The sequence below is a fragment of the [Flexibacter] sp. ATCC 35103 genome (assembly GCF_001975985.1).
Taxonomy (GTDB): Bacteria; Bacteroidota; Bacteroidia; order Flavobacteriales; family Flavobacteriaceae; genus Flavobacterium.
Genome location: NZ_MTQF01000005.1, coordinates 484748 through 502068, shown reverse-complemented (window position 1 = coordinate 502068; position 17321 = coordinate 484748). Strand labels below are relative to the sequence as shown.

Genomic DNA, 17321 nt, shown 5'->3' with positions numbered 1-17321 from the left:
AAATTGCTATATTTGAAAAAAATTGGAGTTATTACTATAATGATTTTATGAAAAAAATATATTCTTTATTAGCCTTAATGTGCCTCTTTATGTTAAGTGGTTGCGGTGCTTACAACTTTACAGGAACAGGAAAAATTGACGCTGATACTTTTCAGGTTAACTTTTTTCAGAATAATGCTGATTTGATCGAACCAGGAATCGACAGAACATTTACATTGACATTACAGGATTTGATTCAGAATCAAACGAATCTTAATCTGGTAAGCAATAGTGGAGATTTAGTTTATGAAGGAGAAATTATAGATTACAGAACAACCCCAATGACTGCAACTGCAGATCAGCAAGCGGCTCAAAACCGTTTGACGATTCGTGTAAATGTAAGGTTTACGAATAAAAAGAAGGAAACAGATGATTTCGAGAGAACATTCGAATTCTATTATGATTTCCCTGGTACCGGATTACCAACTGGTGCTACATTAAATACAGCAGTTCAGGTTATTTTTGAGAGAATCACGCAGGACATTTTTAATGAATCACTAGCTAAATGGTAGTTTTTTTGTTTAACCGATAAATCGTTGAGTCGTTGAATCGGTAAAAACGATGAAACAAATTTTTGATTAAACAAATAAACAATCTAACGATTAAACAAAAAAAACATGAATGTAACTGATTATACATACTTAATGAACAAACCTGATGCTATTACAGAAAAGCAAACGGACGCATTAGGAAGTGTTTTGAATGAATTTCCGTATTTTCAAAGTGCCAGAGCATTGCGATTAAAAGGACTTTACAGTCAAAACAGTTTTAAGTATAATTATGCACTAAAAGTTACAGCCGCTCATACTACTGATCGTGCTGTTTTATTTGACTTTATTACTTCTGAAACTTTTACATCTATCCAGAATGAATATTACGATCAAAAACTAAAAGATCTCTTAGAGATTAAAGTTTTTGACAGTGAAATTGTTTCATTTGAAGAAACCAAGAAAGCAAATGAAGTTCGAATTGATCCTATTGAACAGTCTATTCTGAATTCTATAAGAGAAGCAACAAATGTAACTTTTGAACAAGCGGTGCCAACTACTTTTGAAAAGCCTGCAAAAATTGAAGAGCCTAAAGAAGAGATTAAAATTGAGCTAATTGATGAACAGGCAATTCTGGATTCTTTTAAAGAAGCAACACCCGCTATTTTAGCTGAAACTGCAAAAATTGAAGAAGCCAAAATTGAGCTAATTGACGAGCAGGCAATTTTGAATTCTTTTAAAGAAGTTACACCAGTAAATTTTGAAGAACCTGTAATTGAAGAAGTTAAAACAGAACCAATTACAGAGGAATTAATTCTTGACTCCTTTAAAGAAGTAATTACTACAACTTTTGAAAAACCTGTAGCAGAAGAACCTGTAGTAGAAGAAATTAAAAATGAACTAATTACAGAGGAATTAATTTTTGATTCGTTTAAAGAAGTAACTCCTGTAACTTTTGAAGAACCTGTAATCGAAGAAGTTAAAAATGAACCAATTACGGAAGAATTAATTCTTGACTCGTTTAAAGAAGTAACTCCTGTAACTTTTGAAGAATCTGTAACATCTGAAGAGACTGAAATCGAACCAATTGCAGAACAGCCTGTTTTAGATTATTTTAAAGAAGTAACATCAGCTACTTTTGAAGAGCCTGTAAAAACTGAAGAAAAGGAAGCTGAACCAATTACACAACAACCAATCTTAACTCCTATTAGAGAAACTACTCATACTTTCTTTGAAGAAATAGTAGATGATATTCCTGAGGATGAAATACCGGACGTAAGAGTCGATCCAATTGAAGAGTCCGTATTTGTTTCCTTAAAAGAAGCAACAACAATAGTTTTTGAAGAAGCTAAGACAGCGGAAGAACCTAAAGAAATTGAAATTCCTGAACCTGTAAAAACTGCCGAAGAGAATCTGGAAATAGGAAAACCATTGGATTTTTCTTTTAATGAAAAACATTCTTTTCAGGAATGGCTACAATTGGCACGCACAGAACCTATTGACAGAACCGTGGTAGGTCCACAGGAAGCTAAAGAGGTTAAAGAAGTAAAAAAAACAGCTGAACCAAAAGCAGTAGTTGAAGAAATAGACGAAGAGAAGAAGAAAAAGGCAGAAATAATCGATAAATTTATTGAAACAAATCCTAAAATCTCTCCTATAAAACAAACTCCAATAACCCCAGCGGTACAATTTGACCTTAATACAGAGGATAATTCTTACTTAATGACAGAGACTTTGGCGAGAGTATATTTGGAACAAAAAAAATATACAAAAGCAATACAAGCATATGAAATATTAATTTTGAAATATCCAGAAAAAATTAGTTTCTTTGCAGACCGCATTTCGGATATAAAGATTTTACAACAAAATAACAATAATAATTAAGCAATGAGCACATTTTCAATTTTTTTAGTTTTAATCACAATAGTTTGTTTTCTATTGATCGTAGTAATCATGGTTCAAAACCCTAAAGGAGGCGGATTATCGTCTACTATTAGCGGAACTCAAATGTTAGGTGGAGTACAAAAAACAACAGACTTTTTAGACAAAAGTACCTGGACACTAGCGACTATTTTGATTGCTTTAATTTTGCTTTCAAGCTTAAGCTTTACAGGATCATTAAGTGATACTGATTCTAAAATTATTGAAAAAACTGAAGCTCCTGCTAATACACCTGCGGCTCCGGTTCAACAAACTCCTGCTCCGGCAACTCCTGCAGCGAAATAATAATTTTCAAAATAAATATAAAATGCCAGCCTGTCAAAGCTGGCATTTTTTTTAAGAAATAATGTCAGTTTTACCAACGTGGCATAATTTCTGAAATCCAATAGAGCATATAAAACGTATAACTTATAATAATTATAAAATATAAAATCATGGCCTTAAACATTAAACCGCTTTCAGATCGCGTACTTATTGAGCCTGTTGCAGCTGAAACAAAAACTGCCTCAGGTATTTTTATTCCTGATACTGCCAAAGAAAAACCACAAAAAGGAACTGTTGTAGCTGTAGGAAATGGTTCTAAAGACCATACTATGACTGTAAAAGTTGGCGACACTGTTCTTTATGGAAAATATGCAGGAACAGAATTAAAACTGGAAGGAACTGATTATTTGATTATGCGCGAAGATGATATCTTAGCTATAATCTAAAATTGCTATATGCTGTAAGCTGTAGGCTTTAAGCTCTAATAAAAAGCTTAAAGCATATTGCCTAAAGCGTAATGCAAAACAAATGAGAGATTTTAAAAAATATGATATTTGGCAGCTAAGTCATTCCTTTACTTTAGAAATCTATAAAATGACCTCTCTTTTTCCGAAAGAAGAATTATATGGATTAACAAGTCAAATTAGAAGATCATCTTCATCAATACCAACTAATATTAGTGAAGGATGTGGAAGAAATAGCGACAAAGAATTCAATCAATTTCTCAATATAGCTTTAGGTTCTGCAAGTGAAACAGAATATCTTTTGATTTTAGCTAAAGATTTGCAATATCTTAATACTGAAATTGCAGAGAATCATATAGAAAAAATCAATAGTATAAAAAGCAAAATTTACAAATTAAAACAAATATTAATTCAGCAGTAGGAAAAAGCTTAAAGCTTAAAGCCTCCTGCCTAAAGCAAAAATAGAATGGCAAAAGATATAAAATTTGATATTGAAGCACGTGACGGATTAAAACGTGGTGTTGATGCATTAGCAAATGCTGTAAAAGTAACTCTTGGACCAAAAGGTCGTAACGTAATTATCGGGAAATCATTTGGTGGACCAACTGTTACTAAAGATGGTGTTTCTGTTGCAAAAGAAATCGAATTAAAAGACCCATTAGAAAATATGGGCGCGCAAATGGTTAAGGAAGTTGCTTCTAAAACTAATGATTTAGCGGGTGACGGAACTACAACTGCTACAGTTTTAGCTCAGGCAATCGTAAAAGAAGGTCTTAAAAACGTTGCTGCAGGTGCAAATCCAATGGACTTGAAACGTGGTATCGATAAAGCTGTTGAAGCTATCGTTGCTGACCTTGCAAAACAAGCTAAAGTTGTTGGAAGCGATTCTGATAAAATCAAACAAATTGCTTCTATCTCTGCAAACAATGACGAAGTAATTGGTGAATTAATCGCTACTGCTTTTGCTAAAGTAGGTAAAGAAGGTGTTATTACTGTTGAAGAAGCCAAAGGAACTGATACTTTTGTAGATGTTGTTGAAGGTATGCAGTTTGACAGAGGATATCTTTCTCCTTACTTCGTAACAAATCCTGAGAAAATGGAAGTTGAATTAGACTCTCCATACATCTTGTTATACGACAAAAAAGTATCTTCTTTAAAAGAATTACTTCCAGTTTTAGAGCCAGTTGCTCAATCAGGAAAACCATTATTAATTATTGCCGAAGATGTTGACGGAGAAGCTCTTTCAACTCTTGTAGTAAATAAATTAAGAGGTGCTCTTAAAATTGCTGCTGTAAAAGCTCCAGGTTTTGGAGACAGAAGAAAAGCAATGTTAGAAGATATCGCGATCTTAACTGGTGGAACTGTAATTTCTGAAGAAAGAGGTTATACATTAGAAAACACTACTATCGAAATGTTAGGAACTGCAAAAAGAGTTTCTATCGATAAAGACAACACTACAATTGTAAGTGGTGCTGGTGAAGCTGATATCATCAAAAACAGAGTAAACCAAATTAAAGGTCAGATGGAAGCTACTACATCTGATTATGATAAAGAAAAATTGCAAGAGCGTTTGGCTAAATTAGCTGGTGGTGTTGCTGTTCTTTATGTTGGTGCTGCATCTGAAGTTGAAATGAAAGAGAAAAAAGACAGAGTTGATGATGCTTTACACGCTACTCGTGCTGCTGTTGAAGAAGGAATTGTTGCTGGTGGTGGTGTTGCTTTATTAAGAGCAAAAGCTGCATTAGCGGATCTTAAAGCTGATAACGCTGACGAAGCAACAGGAATTCAGATTGTATCTCGTGCAGTTGAATCTCCATTAAGAACTATTGTTGAAAATGCAGGTCTTGAAGGTTCTGTAGTTGTAGCGAAAGTTTCTGAAGGTTCAGGTGATTTTGGATACAATGCAAAAACTGACGAATATGTAGATATGCTTACAGCTGGAATTATCGATCCTAAAAAAGTAACTCGTGTTGCATTAGAAAATGCTGCATCTGTTGCCGGAATGATCCTTACTACAGAATGTGCATTGATTGATATTAAAGAAGAAAGCGCTGGCGGAATGCCAATGGGTGGCGGTATGCCAGGAATGATGTAATCATTCTTAACTTCTTACATTATAGAACGCCAGATATTAATCTGGCGTTTTTTTTGCCACAGATTTAAGAGATTATAAAGATTTTTTCGCCACGAATTCACGAATTTATAGTATGATAAAAATTCGTGAATTCGTGGCGATCTCTTTTTCTTAAACATTAAAGATTATAAAATAATTCGTGGCAAACTTTTCTTTAGTTTAACATTCTGTTTTTCATTAAAAAATCGATTATCAGTAAATTTGCATTTATATTAAAACTACAAAATGAGAAAATTTACAACTCGCCTATTACTTTTTACATTCTTACTTCTTACCTCTTTTTGCTATTCACAAACCAACAAAGATGCTTACGTCGTTTTAGTTTCTATGGATGGTTTTCGTTGGGATTATCAGAAACAGTTTAACCTTCCTAATTTAAAGCAAATTGCGAAAGAAGGCGTTCATGCTAAGTCAATGAAACCTTCTTACCCTAGTAAAACTTTTCCAAATCATTATTCGATTGTAACGGGACTTTATCCTGATCATCACGGGATTATTAATAACGTTTTTTATGATTCGGCTATGAATGAATCATTCTCATTATCAAGCAATGCTAAAAACGATTCACGCTTTTATGGTGGAAATCCTATTTGGAATGTCGCGGAAAAACAAGGCGTAAAAACAGCTTCTTTCTTTTGGCCAGGTTCTGACATTGACAAAAGAAATCCTGGTATTTATAAAAATTACGACAGTAAAATTCCATATGGAGCCAGAATCGATACGGTTTTAAAATGGCTACAGCTTCCTGAAAAACAACGTCCGCATTTGGTAACTTTATATTTTGATGAACCCGATCATACAGGACACAATTTTGGTCCGCTTTCTCCTGAAAATAAAAAAATGGTAATCAAAATGGATTCTATTATGGGAGAATTGTCCAGAAAATTAGATCAGTTAGCCATTGGAAAACAAATCAATTTAATTATTGTTTCAGATCACGGAATGGCCGATATAAGCAACGATAAAAAAGTAGCAATTTTAGATTATCTCAAACCGGAATGGTTAGGTTACAAAGATGTAATTAACCCAATTATGAGTATTCAGGCAAAACCAGGTTATCAGGATTATATTGCAATAGCTTTAAAAAAAGTACCACATATTAAGTTCTGGAAATCTACAGAAGTTCCTAAAAGATTGCATTACGGAACCAATCCCAGAGTTCACGATTTTGTTATTGAAGCAGATAAAGGATACAGTTTAGTGAGTAAAGAAAGTACACATATAAAAGGAGGAACGCATGGTTATGACAATAACGAAAAAGATATGCACGCTATTTTCTATGCAAAAGGTCCGGCTTTTAAAATTGATAAAGAAGTAAAAACATTTCAAAATGTTTCGGTTTATCCTCTAATTGCTCATATTTTAGGATTGCAAATTGATCCCGTTGACGGAAAGTTAAGCGATGTAAAAAATACGCTAAGGAATTAGAGAATATGAGAATTAGATAATGAGATAATTTGTCAATTAGATAATTAATTCTGCTTCTATACTTTATGAAGAAGCCACTGTTGTGTGTCTTCTCATAAACGCAACAAACCCGACAGGTTTTTAAAACCTGTCGGGTTTACTATTTATAGAAACTGGCACATATACAAATTGTAGCAAATCACTAACGTAGACGCACTGCAGTGCGTCTCTACAATAATAATCATTGTATAAACATCGTTTTCTAATTATCAAATTGACAAATTATCTCATTGCCACATTTTCTAGTTAAAGCCCAGTCGAAACAGAAATCTCTTTCCAGTTTTTTAAATCTTTCTGAACGCTTTCTATTTTTTGATTTGCCATATTATAAGCATCTTCTCCTAAAAACAAATGCAAAGGTGGATTTTGGTCTTGAATTGCTTTTATTAAAGCTTCTGCTAATTTTACAGGATCTCCTGGTTGATTTTGATTGATATCGCCTTTGTGTGCGCTTTCAGATTGTCTTACGGCTTTATAATCAGCAATTGGATTTTGAGGCAATAATAAAGAACTGTCTTTTAAGAAATCTGTTCTAAAATAACCCGGATATACAATCGTAGCATTGATTCCGAATTCTTTTACTTCGGCAGATAAAGATTCCGTTAAACCCGCTACAGCAAATTTTGTAGAACAATAGATTCCCCAACCTGCAAAACCTCCGTGATAACCCCCAACAGACGAGATATTAAAGATATGTCCGGATTGGTTTGCACGCATATAATGCACTGTATTTCTGATTACATTTAATAATCCGAAAACATTTACCTCATAATTTTTTCTCGATTCTGCATCAGTCAATTCCTCCAAAGCACCTAGTAAACCATAACCTGCATTATTTACTAAAACATCAATAGTTTTAAAATGACTTACAGCTACTTCAATCGCATTTTTGACACTTTTTTCATTGACTAAGTCCATTTCTAAAGGAAGAAAATTTTCAGATACATCTCCAAATACTTTAATCAAAGCTTCTTCACTTCTTGATGTTGCCGCTACTTTATATCCTTCTGATAATAATTTTTTAGCCAATTCTAATCCAAGTCCTTTTGAAGCACCTGTGATAAACCAAACTTTGTTATTTTCCATGATTTTAATTTTTTAGATTTTAATTACAGGACAAAGGTATTGGCGAAGTGCTTCTAAAAAATTAAAGAAATCAAACCAGAAGTTGCAAAAATCAAACAATTTCGGTTACGCGATAGGTTTTCGGTGAAACCTGAGTGTTTTTCCTGAAAAAGTTGATAAAATGAGACAATTCTTCAAAACCAAGACAAAAAGCAATTTCATTAATATTCCAATTGGTTTGTTTGAGTAAAATCATGGCTTCCTGAACAATTCTTTCGGATATAATTTGCGAAGTGGTTTTTCCGGTCGTTTCTTTCAATGCTTTATTCAAATGATTAACATGAACATTCAACTGACTTGCATACTCAGATGGCGAGCGAAAATTAATTTGCTGTGTGATGGATTCAATCGGAAACTGACGCTCCAACAATTCCATAAACAAAGACGAAACTCTGATTGTCGCATTCGATTTACTGTATAATGAAGCAGTTACAGTTTGTGTCTTCAAAGCAAGATGGATAATTTCAAAAACCAGATTTCGAATTACATCATATTTAAAAGCGTAATCTGAGTTGATTTCATCAAACATTCTTAAATAAACTTTCTTTAAATCTTCGGCAAGTTCTTTCGAAACCGGAACAACAGGATTTCCGCCAGGCTGAAACAAAGGATATTCTTTTAAATTCCCAAACTGACTAAAAAAAGCATCAGTAAAAATGCAGAAAAATCCGGTTTGGTTTTCATCAATATGTTCCCAACTATACGGAATTTGAGGATTAGCAAAAAACAGCGCCTGATCTTCGATCGCAACAACTTTATCAGCATAATGCACTTTGTTCCTGCCAATGATCAGACTTATTTTATAAAAGTCTTTTCTAGTATAAGGCAAAGGATTACAAGTACTTCCTATATAATCATCGAGCTTAAAAACATTAAAATGACCAATTTCTTTTTTAAGATTCTCGGGCATTCCTTTTATTTTTACCGTATAAAAATCTTCGAGGGTTTCTTTGAGTTTCATTTGACAAAGTTACAAAAATCAAACAAATCAAAAATGAGTTAATTAGAAAATGTGCCAATTAGAAAATGAGATAATTAGATAATGAATGGTGTGTCATCCTGAGCCTGATAAACTAAACATTAAGTAAAATAAATGTTTTCCCTTCAACAAACAACAAACCCGACAGGTTTTAAAAACCTGTCGGGTTTATCGAAATTTAAAATTATAGATAATGAATATTCGCAATCTATAACATTTTCTAATTATCTAATTGACACATTTTCTAATTAACTCATTTTCTAATTGACACCTTCTCTAATTAAGAAACTACTTTATAAGTAGGATCTTCGATTACATTTACTTTAATAACTGCTTCGGCATTTTTAAGCAATAGGATACAATCCGGACTTAAATGCTGGAGTTCAATTACTTTATTAACCTGATTGTATTTCTTAGTTAAATTATTCAGTGCTTCTATTGCCGACATATCAGCGACACGACTTTCTTTAAAATCGATAATCACATGATCAGGATCGTTTGCAATATCAAACTTTTCGATAAAAGCAGTGATCGACCCAAAAAATAGAGGTCCGTAAATTTGGTAATGTTTCACTCCTGTTTCATCAATAAAATGTCGCGCACGGATTCTTTTAGCACTTTCCCAAGCAAATACAAGTGCCGAAATAATAACGCCAATCAAAACCGCTAAAGCCAGATTATGCAACACAATTGTAATGACAGCTACCAAAATACCCACAAAAATATCATGCTTTGGCATTTTATTGATAACCTTAAAACTTGCCCATTCAAATGTAGTAATAGCAACCATCATCATGACGCCAACTAATGCAGCCATTGGCAATTTTCCTATTATTGGCGCTCCAAAAAGAATGATTAATAAAATCGTTAAGGCAGCAATAATCCCAGAAAGTCTTGCTCTTGAACCAGCAGAAAGATTCACTAAAGTCTGCGCAATCATTGGACAGCCACCCATCCCAAAAAAGAATCCGTTTAAGATATTTGAACTTCCTTGTGCAATACATTCGCGATTGCTGTTCCCGCGGGTTCCAGTGATTTCATCGACTAAATTCAGCGTAAGCAAACCTTCTGTCAAACCAACAGCAGCAACAATTACCGAATACGGAAATATGACTTTGAAGGTCTCAAAAGAAATTGGGATATTAGGAATATGAAACGGTGGAAATCCGCCTTGAACTGATGCAATGTCTTCAACCGTTTTAGTTTCAATATTAAAGATTAGTACGATTGCAAACACAACCATAATCGCTACTAATGAAGCCGGAACTGTTTTTGTGATTTTAGGAAAAAGTAAAACGATTCCAATTGTTAAAGCAACTAAACCAAGCATAATATATAAAGAAGTTCCTTGCAGCCATGATACTTGTCCGTTTACAATGGTTTTAAATTGCTCTAGCTGTGACATAAAAATAACGACAGCTAATCCGTTTACAAAACCAAACATTACGGGTTGTGGTACCAGCCTTATAAATTTTCCCAGTTTAAAAAGACCAATACAAATCTGGACTACGCCGCCAAGTGCAACTGCTGCAAAAACGTATTCTATGCCGTGAGATTTCATCAAGGCAATTAAAACGATAACGGTTGCTCCTGCTCCTCCGGAAATCATTCCGGGTCTTCCGCCAAAAATAGCTGTAACCAATCCGGCAATAAAAGCGGCATATAAACCAACCAAAGGCGGAAATCCGGCCAAAATAGCAAATGATAATGATTCCGGAATCATCGTCATCGCAACGGTTAAACCCGCTAAAATTTCATTTTTGTAATTGACTTTCTGAGTAAAATCGAAGAGTTGCAATGCTTTTTTCATAGGTCACAAATGTAGAAAATAATGCTCAAAAAGAGTATCATCCTTTTCAAATCTAAAAAAGCATTACGAAACAATAAAGCACTTAAACAATTAGCTGAATTGTTCTAAAAGCAAAAGAAAAAGCGAAAAAATAAAACTTGTCATATCCTGATTATTAAGAAGAAAATATCACACAAAACTATTTATAAAATAATATAATTAACTGCGTATTTATACCTGTTTTTTATCTCTTTTAATGTGTCGCCTCTATTAGGCTTAAACCGTAATTATGTTCTTGTTTTTTTTAAACATTACACTCCTAAAGGAGTTTTCAAACCCTGAAGATCTTTATAAAAACAAAATAATAAAAAATCAATCTAACCGAATACAAGTATATCCAAGGCAATTTACATAATCGATAATATTATCACATTGTGGCTCAACGGCTTCGATACGTAATATTTTATCACAATCTTCGAGATCAAAATTAATTTTATAATCCGGAAAATGGGTTTGGATTACCGCTATAACATAATTTTTGTCTGATTCTTTCTGGACATTTGTTTTAAAAACCTCAACAACCATAACTATTTATTTAATATTAGCTACTAATTATTTTCGCTGAAAAAGATTATATGATATTCCTACCCTAACATATCCTTGTGCATCTTCTTTATGATCATACACATAACGATTGGTACGTTCTCCTTTTTCAGTAATACGTGTGCTTAGAACATTGTTGACACCGGCTTTTACAAATGCAATGATTTTTGGCGTAAAGCAATATTCGTAGGTGATGCCGGATTTTAATTCCAGCTGATTCAGCTCATAAACGCCACTTAAATTTGAGGTGTTTAAATTTAAGTAAAAACTTTCAGAATTTAACTCTGTTCCAAGGGAAATTCTTCCGTTTTCTAACAATTCCCTTCTGAATAAAAGACGCTGCGGCAAAATAAAATCCATATCCCATTTTGAATCCTTAAACTTATGATTCATAGAAAAAAGCGGCGTCACAGGAATAATCGATGACGGATCCAGCAATGCCAGGGCTCCAACGGTAATTGTTGTACTCGGCGTTCTTTTAAGCACTATAATTGCAGAGACAAATCCTTTTAATCGTTGTAAATCATCTTCATTTCCGTCTACACTTACTGTTGCGTTGTAGATTACCGGTTTTTTAAAAAGCGATGTCATATAAGTTGCACTCACGGCTCCTGCCCAATAATGGTAATCCTTCATGTCTCTGGTATAGGTTTGTGCGCTGCTATAATTATAAATATCGCCAAAACTATAACTCTCGTATTTATATCGAAGAGAAGTTGTTATAACAAACTTTTTAGAACCGGAAGCATAAAAAGGCAAATTAAAAGCTGCTTTAAATCTATTATGGCTTTCGATTCGGCCTTTTTCAAAATTGTTGCCAAATAAATCCGAGTTGTAATTTGAAGGTCCCAGTTGTTCATATTGTACATCAAAAGTTCTTGTCGTAGGGAATTTATCAACTATTGCTTTTCCAAGGGTTTTCATACCCGATTCTTTTTCCTGCGCCATGGTTTGCAAAGACGTAAATACAACGATTAACGAAATAATTTTTGATTTCATAAACTTGAATAAATTAAGATTGTTTCTGGAATGAGCTTTAAACCAGCATCAAAAGTAATTTACAGACCCTTATTATAATAGTATATTTATACCAGTGGCGTATCATTTATACGAATGGCGTTTGTATAATTTATGCTTCACAAACTGCTATAAACTATAATATTAAAGTATTTTTGCCGTTATGAAGATTCTTAAAATTTATCAGAACTTTTTTCTTAGAAACCTCATTGTAAACACCTTTATAATTTTGGTTATTCTGGCCTGTGTTTATGACGAAATAAAATTAGACGGTCACGATTGGTCGTATATCATCAGTAAAATAGCCGTTGGATATTTACCTTGTATTATCTGGGTAACGATCTTTAATATTTTTATCATTAGACCCTTTTTATTTAAAAAAAGGCTTAAAGTATTTTTTACTCTCTTTGCCATTTACTGGACTTCATTTTACTTTTTCATGAATTGGTTTTTTCCACTCGTTGGTTTGGGAAATTTGAAAACGCTTCAAATATTATCGCTGATTATCAACGGAATGTTTTTCTATTTTATTCATGTTGTGATTACTAAAAAAATTATGGATGCCGATAAGGATATTATGAATTTCAAATCAGAACTTTCGTTTTTGAAACAACAGCTTAATCCGCATTTTTTATTGAATGCCATGAATAATTTATACGGAGAATCCTTATCTGATCCTGATAAATTGCCGGACAGAATCCTGAATCTTTCAGATATGCTGCGCTATCAGATTGAAGCTTCGAAGAAAGATTATGTCTATCTGGAAGAAGAAATTGCTTTTATAAAAAAATACATCGAGTACTATACTTTTCAGAACGAACGCCTTGTGGTTACACAGAATTTTGACGGTGATTTTGACACGATCGATATTCCGCCTTTGTTCTTTTTGCCTCTGGTAGAAAATGCTGTTAAATTTTCTGCCGAAACTCCGGAACCTTTTATAAATGTAGATTTAAAGGTAAAATGCAATCAATTGTCTTTTACTTTAAAAAACAATTATCTCGAATCCGGGTCGCGGCTTTCAAGCACCGGAATTGGAATCGAAAACCTAAAAAGACGTCTCGAAGTTTACGGTTTACGACATGAGCTAAACTGCAAAAAAGAAAAGAATATCTTTATCGTAAAACTAAAAATATGGCAATTACCTACCGCTGTCTTATCATAGACGATGAATCGCCGGCACATAAGGCGCTTGCATCGCATATCTCTAAATTTGACGATCTGGAACATTCCGGAAGTGCTTTTAGCGGAATGGAAGCGGTAAAAATGCTCAACGAGAATACCTACGATATTATTTTTCTGGACATTAATATGCCTGTAATTTCCGGAGTAGAATTAATGGAATTGCAACCCAAAAGACCGCTCACGATTGTAACAACAGCTTATTCTGATTTTGCTCTTTCGGCGTATCAAAACGATGCGATCGATTATTTACTAAAACCTATTTCGTTCGAGAAATTCACTAAAGCAATCGAAAAAGCCAAGATTTACTTTTCAGGAAATATCGCAAAAAAAGAAACCGCCACAAATGAAAAAGTCCTCTCGCATCGCGTAAACGGACAAATGACAGAAACCCCACTATCAGATATTATTTATATCGAAAGTCTGGGCAACTATATGAAACTCTACAGCACAAAACTAAAATCGCCTATTATTATTTACGGTTCGCTTTCGAGCATTTCTGCAGAAATTGATAGTTCTAATTTTATTCAGGTTCATCGCTCTTTTATTGTAAACATTACTAAAATTACAGCTGTAACGTTTAAATCGCTTACGATGTTTAATGGCGAGATTATTCCTGTGGGAAGGAAATATCAGATTCTCCTTGATGGTTTAGAAATTAGATAATTAGGTAATTTGTCAATTAGAAAATTAGATAATTGAAAAGCTCAACTTTTATGGTTGGGCTTTTTTTGTTTTTGGATTTTAAAAACAGGTATAAATACTTGGTGATTGGTTTTTATTTAGTAGTATAATTGTCTGGGAATAAATTTAGTTAATTATGGATTTCCGTAAAAACAACAAGTTATAAATAAGGACATTTGTTTGTTGTCTAAATAAAAAATTGATTTATTAAACTTTTTTTTGAGTTTTAAAAACTATGATAAAAAACATGATTTCAAAAGAGCTAGAAGATTATTGTAAAGATAAAGAAGCACAACTTCAGGAAGTTAAAGACATTAGAGTAGATAATACTCATTTTGGTACAATTGATTATTTTAGAGATAATGCAGATATAGACTATTCTCGTGTTTTATACTCTTCTTCGTGTAGAAGACTTCAAGGAAAAATGCAATTATTTGTGCCAAAAAGTCAAGTTTTTTATAGAAACCGTTTAACACATAGTCATGAAGTCGCCCAGTTTGCAAAAACAATTAGTAAAAGACTTAAACTAAAAGATAATATTACTGTACAGACATGCTCACTTGCTCATGACATAGGAAATCCACCTTTTGGACATGCTGGTGAACTATTTCTAAGTAATGTATGTTCGACCAATCCTTATGAAGGAAATGCGCAAACTTTTAGGATACTTAATAGACTGGAAGAACGCCATTATGATTTCAAAGGATTAAATCTAACCGTAAGAACAATGCTAGGTGTAGTTAAGTACCTTAAACCTGAAAAAGAAATTTCAAAAGATAAAAATAATATAGATGTTATTTCAAATAATAAAAAATTTCTTTATGATGATGACTACGTGTTAGTTAGAGAATGGATTGATAAATATAATATATCTCACAAAACAATTGATTGTGAAATAATGGATCTTTCAGATGAAATTGCATATGCAATCCATGATTTAGAAGATGCACTTCGATTAAAATATTTTACAATTGATGAACTATTATATGAATTCTCAATTCGTAAAGAATATAAAGATGTCATAGTAGAATTTAAAAAATTTAATGTTCTTGCAAGGCAATTCGCTGAAAAAGCACATATATATCGAACTTCGGAAGAATATGCAATGCTTTACAGAAAAGAATTAACTTCTATATTGGCAAATGCATTCGTTAGAGATATAGATCTAATTAACAGTAAATTAGGTTATAAATCACTTGGGCTTTTAATAAGTGGATTAAAAAAATTGACTTTTGAAGCAATTAAAAGACAACCCGATATAATTGAATATGAACAATTAGGAAAACACGTTCTTACTAAACTTTATAATCTTTATATGGATCAAGATTACAATAAAGATATGGTTTTACTTCCGGCAAACTATAGAAATCCTACAAATTGGAATCGAAAAGTTCAGGATTATATTGGAGGAATGATGGACATATACGCAATTCAGCAGTATGAAAAATATTTTGGAAGGTTAGAAGGTAAAGGAATTTACTTAAAATAAATCAATAAAAGTAGAACAGATAGAAAATAGATAACTCGAATGCGACTAGATAACAATAAACTATATTTACTATTCAAAGAAAAAGGCGTGAATTATTTATATCATGCAAATACTGTATCAACATCATTAACGTATTTTCAGAAAAATGGGCTGTTATCAAGGGGTGCGGTTGAAGAACTTGGTTTATTTCAAACAAAGCAATCTTCTGATGAATTGGATAAAGTTTTCGATGTTTGGAATGATATCTTTCTTGATACTGTTGATTTACACGGATATTTCCCAAGACAAAATTTATATGGTCCAGTACTTTTTGAACTTAATGTAGATTTAGTTCTAAATGAAGATTATGAAATTTGGATTACAAAAAACAATCCTATCTATTGGAATAAAAACACAACTGATAAAGAAAAATATTTTGAAAGTGTTGAAGAACTAGAAGAAAAATGGAACTTTCTCGAGAGACAAAGAAAAATGACAACAATAAGAAATAATAAAAATCCAATATTATTTGAACATATAAATAAAATAATACTTGATGATCCCAGAGTAAAATTAACTAATAATGATAATCACATTCATTTATTCAATGAAGCTAGAAAAGCAATAAAGAATGTTGTTGATATCAATATTTCAATAAGAAACAAATTTACAACTAGAGTTTGTAATAATTGTTTTTGTACACAAAATTATCTAAATAACGTGAGTGTTCAAAATCTAAAAAGATTATTTTTACATGAAATTTAAGAATATGGAATATCTAAAAAATTGTGACAATTGTAATACAGATGTCGTTATCGTCGAAAATGAATTGTTTTTTTCAGAAAAACAAAAAATGGAAACAGCCTATTGTCCAATTTGTAATTCTAAAATTCACGAAGGAAAAATTGATGGATGGTATTTTGTTCAAACATTAAAAAACCACGAAAATGATAAAGATATTTCTCATAGATGCACCTATCCAATGCCATAATTAATTACAAAGAAGAGACTTCTCACAAAGTCTCTTTTTAGTATATCTTCTTCAAAAAATTATTTTACTTTAAATAATTTCTCCAAATATTCCACTTTATCTTTTTCTGCTTGAACTAAACGCTCATAAAGTTCTACCACTTTATCAATAGGATTAAATGTAAATTGATCATAACTACCAAAAGCGCCATGACTATTAGTAAAAGCCTCAGCATTAAAAGTATTGAAATAATTAATTACACCTTCATCACTATAATTTTTAATTGCTTCAGCTGAAACGCCTAAAACTTCAGCAATCGCATTTAATTTTTCATCATCAACATTTTCGCTTCCTTCAATGTTAGAAACAGATTGCTGACTTAAGCCAATTGCAAATGCAAGAGCTTCTTGTTTCATACCTCTAAGTTCTCTAATTCGGCTAATATTTCTGCCAATATGTTTTGGTTTTGTTGCTGTGCTCATAGTTCAAAGATATTTAAAATTCCGTTAGATTTTCGGTTTTTGTAAAATACAATACAGCAATTGTGAGATACAATTTTCTGTGTATTATTTGATTGTTGTGTATGGAACAAAAATACAATTATTGGGGCAAGTATTAATTAAAAAAGTAAATTATGAAATTAGTGATAAATAAAAAATTTCCTGCATTATTGTATTCTTTCATTTCTAAACTTGTCTTTGTTTAAG

18 protein-coding genes are annotated in these 17321 nt (G+C 32.4%); 12 read left to right on the top strand and 6 right to left on the bottom strand.

What is annotated here, in order from left to right; translation table 11 throughout:
- Window positions 1-47: 47 nt before the first annotated feature.
- The 7 genes from lptE (at window position 48) to BXU01_RS13300 (ending at window position 6758) form a co-directional block, all read left to right on the top strand.
- Window positions 48-551, top strand: a complete 504-nt coding sequence (gene lptE, locus BXU01_RS13330; RefSeq protein WP_083693647.1) for an LptE family protein — start codon at window positions 48-50, stop codon at window positions 549-551.
- A gap of 105 nt (window positions 552-656) precedes the next feature.
- Window positions 657-2411, top strand: coding sequence for a tetratricopeptide repeat protein (locus BXU01_RS23760; protein WP_083693646.1), 1755 nt, complete (start codon window positions 657-659; stop codon window positions 2409-2411).
- Window positions 2412-2414: 3 nt separating this feature from the next.
- Entirely contained in the window at window positions 2415-2753 is a 339-nt protein-coding gene (gene secG, locus BXU01_RS13320; RefSeq protein ID WP_041517492.1) for a preprotein translocase subunit SecG, read from the top strand.
- Window positions 2754-2902: 149 nt separating this feature from the next.
- A complete protein-coding gene (gene groES / locus BXU01_RS13315) occupies window positions 2903-3178 on the top strand; it encodes a co-chaperone GroES (RefSeq protein ID WP_012023920.1) in 276 nt (91 codons plus the stop codon).
- An 82-nt stretch (window positions 3179-3260) separates the two neighbouring features.
- Entirely contained in the window at window positions 3261-3617 is a 357-nt protein-coding gene (locus BXU01_RS13310; RefSeq protein WP_083693645.1) for a four helix bundle protein, read from the top strand.
- 45 nt (window positions 3618-3662) lie between these two features.
- Window positions 3663-5291 carry a chaperonin GroEL gene (gene groL / locus BXU01_RS13305; RefSeq protein WP_055094868.1) on the top strand — a complete coding sequence of 543 codons (1629 nt, stop codon included), beginning with the start codon at window positions 3663-3665 and terminating at the stop codon, window positions 5289-5291.
- Between the two features lie 264 nt (window positions 5292-5555).
- Window positions 5556-6758 (top strand): ectonucleotide pyrophosphatase/phosphodiesterase, encoded by a 1203-nt coding sequence (locus tag BXU01_RS13300; protein WP_083693644.1) that lies wholly within the window; start codon window positions 5556-5558, stop codon window positions 6756-6758.
- 285 nt (window positions 6759-7043) lie between these two features.
- Here BXU01_RS13300 and BXU01_RS13295 read toward each other — a convergent pair whose 3' ends face one another.
- From BXU01_RS13295 to BXU01_RS13275, 5 genes are all read right to left on the bottom strand, one after another.
- Entirely contained in the window at window positions 7044-7883 is an 840-nt protein-coding gene (locus tag BXU01_RS13295) for an SDR family NAD(P)-dependent oxidoreductase (RefSeq protein WP_083693643.1), read from the bottom strand.
- A 91-nt stretch (window positions 7884-7974) separates the two neighbouring features.
- On the bottom strand, window positions 7975-8883 hold the full coding sequence (locus tag BXU01_RS13290) for an AraC family transcriptional regulator (protein WP_083693642.1): 909 nt from the start codon (window positions 8881-8883) through the stop codon (window positions 7975-7977).
- A gap of 298 nt (window positions 8884-9181) precedes the next feature.
- The gene (locus BXU01_RS13285; RefSeq protein ID WP_083693641.1) at window positions 9182-10711 is read right to left on the bottom strand and encodes a SulP family inorganic anion transporter; all 1530 of its coding nucleotides are present in this window, start codon (window positions 10709-10711) and stop codon (window positions 9182-9184) included.
- Window positions 10712-11062: 351 nt separating this feature from the next.
- Window positions 11063-11275, bottom strand: coding sequence for a hypothetical protein (locus tag BXU01_RS13280; RefSeq protein ID WP_083693640.1), 213 nt, complete (start codon window positions 11273-11275; stop codon window positions 11063-11065).
- A gap of 27 nt (window positions 11276-11302) precedes the next feature.
- A complete protein-coding gene (locus BXU01_RS13275; protein WP_083693639.1) occupies window positions 11303-12292 on the bottom strand; it encodes a hypothetical protein in 990 nt (329 codons plus the stop codon).
- Between the two features lie 181 nt (window positions 12293-12473).
- Between BXU01_RS13275 and BXU01_RS13270 the strand changes: the two genes are divergently transcribed.
- The 5 genes from BXU01_RS13270 to BXU01_RS13250 all read left to right on the top strand — a co-directional run bounded on the left by BXU01_RS13270 (window position 12474) and on the right by BXU01_RS13250 (window position 16635).
- Complete coding sequence (locus BXU01_RS13270; RefSeq protein WP_083693638.1) at window positions 12474-13475, top strand: sensor histidine kinase; 1002 nt, start codon at window positions 12474-12476, stop codon at window positions 13473-13475.
- Window positions 13445-14158 carry a LytTR family DNA-binding domain-containing protein gene (locus BXU01_RS13265; RefSeq protein ID WP_083693637.1) on the top strand — a complete coding sequence of 238 codons (714 nt, stop codon included), beginning with the start codon at window positions 13445-13447 and terminating at the stop codon, window positions 14156-14158. Before BXU01_RS13270 ends, BXU01_RS13265 begins: the two co-directional genes overlap by 31 nt.
- 265 nt (window positions 14159-14423) lie before the next feature.
- Complete coding sequence (locus tag BXU01_RS13260) at window positions 14424-15665, top strand: deoxyguanosinetriphosphate triphosphohydrolase family protein (RefSeq protein WP_083693636.1); 1242 nt, start codon at window positions 14424-14426, stop codon at window positions 15663-15665.
- Window positions 15666-15704: 39 nt separating this feature from the next.
- On the top strand, window positions 15705-16409 hold the full coding sequence (locus BXU01_RS13255; RefSeq protein WP_083693635.1) for a hypothetical protein: 705 nt from the start codon (window positions 15705-15707) through the stop codon (window positions 16407-16409).
- The gene (locus tag BXU01_RS13250) at window positions 16399-16635 is read left to right on the top strand and encodes a hypothetical protein (RefSeq protein WP_083693634.1); all 237 of its coding nucleotides are present in this window, start codon (window positions 16399-16401) and stop codon (window positions 16633-16635) included. The genes BXU01_RS13255 and BXU01_RS13250 overlap by 11 nt, the downstream gene beginning before the upstream one ends.
- Window positions 16636-16694: 59 nt before the next feature.
- Here BXU01_RS13250 and BXU01_RS13245 read toward each other — a convergent pair whose 3' ends face one another.
- Window positions 16695-17096 carry a helix-turn-helix domain-containing protein gene (locus BXU01_RS13245; protein WP_083693633.1) on the bottom strand — a complete coding sequence of 134 codons (402 nt, stop codon included), beginning with the start codon at window positions 17094-17096 and terminating at the stop codon, window positions 16695-16697.
- Window positions 17097-17321: the final 225 nt, after the last annotated feature.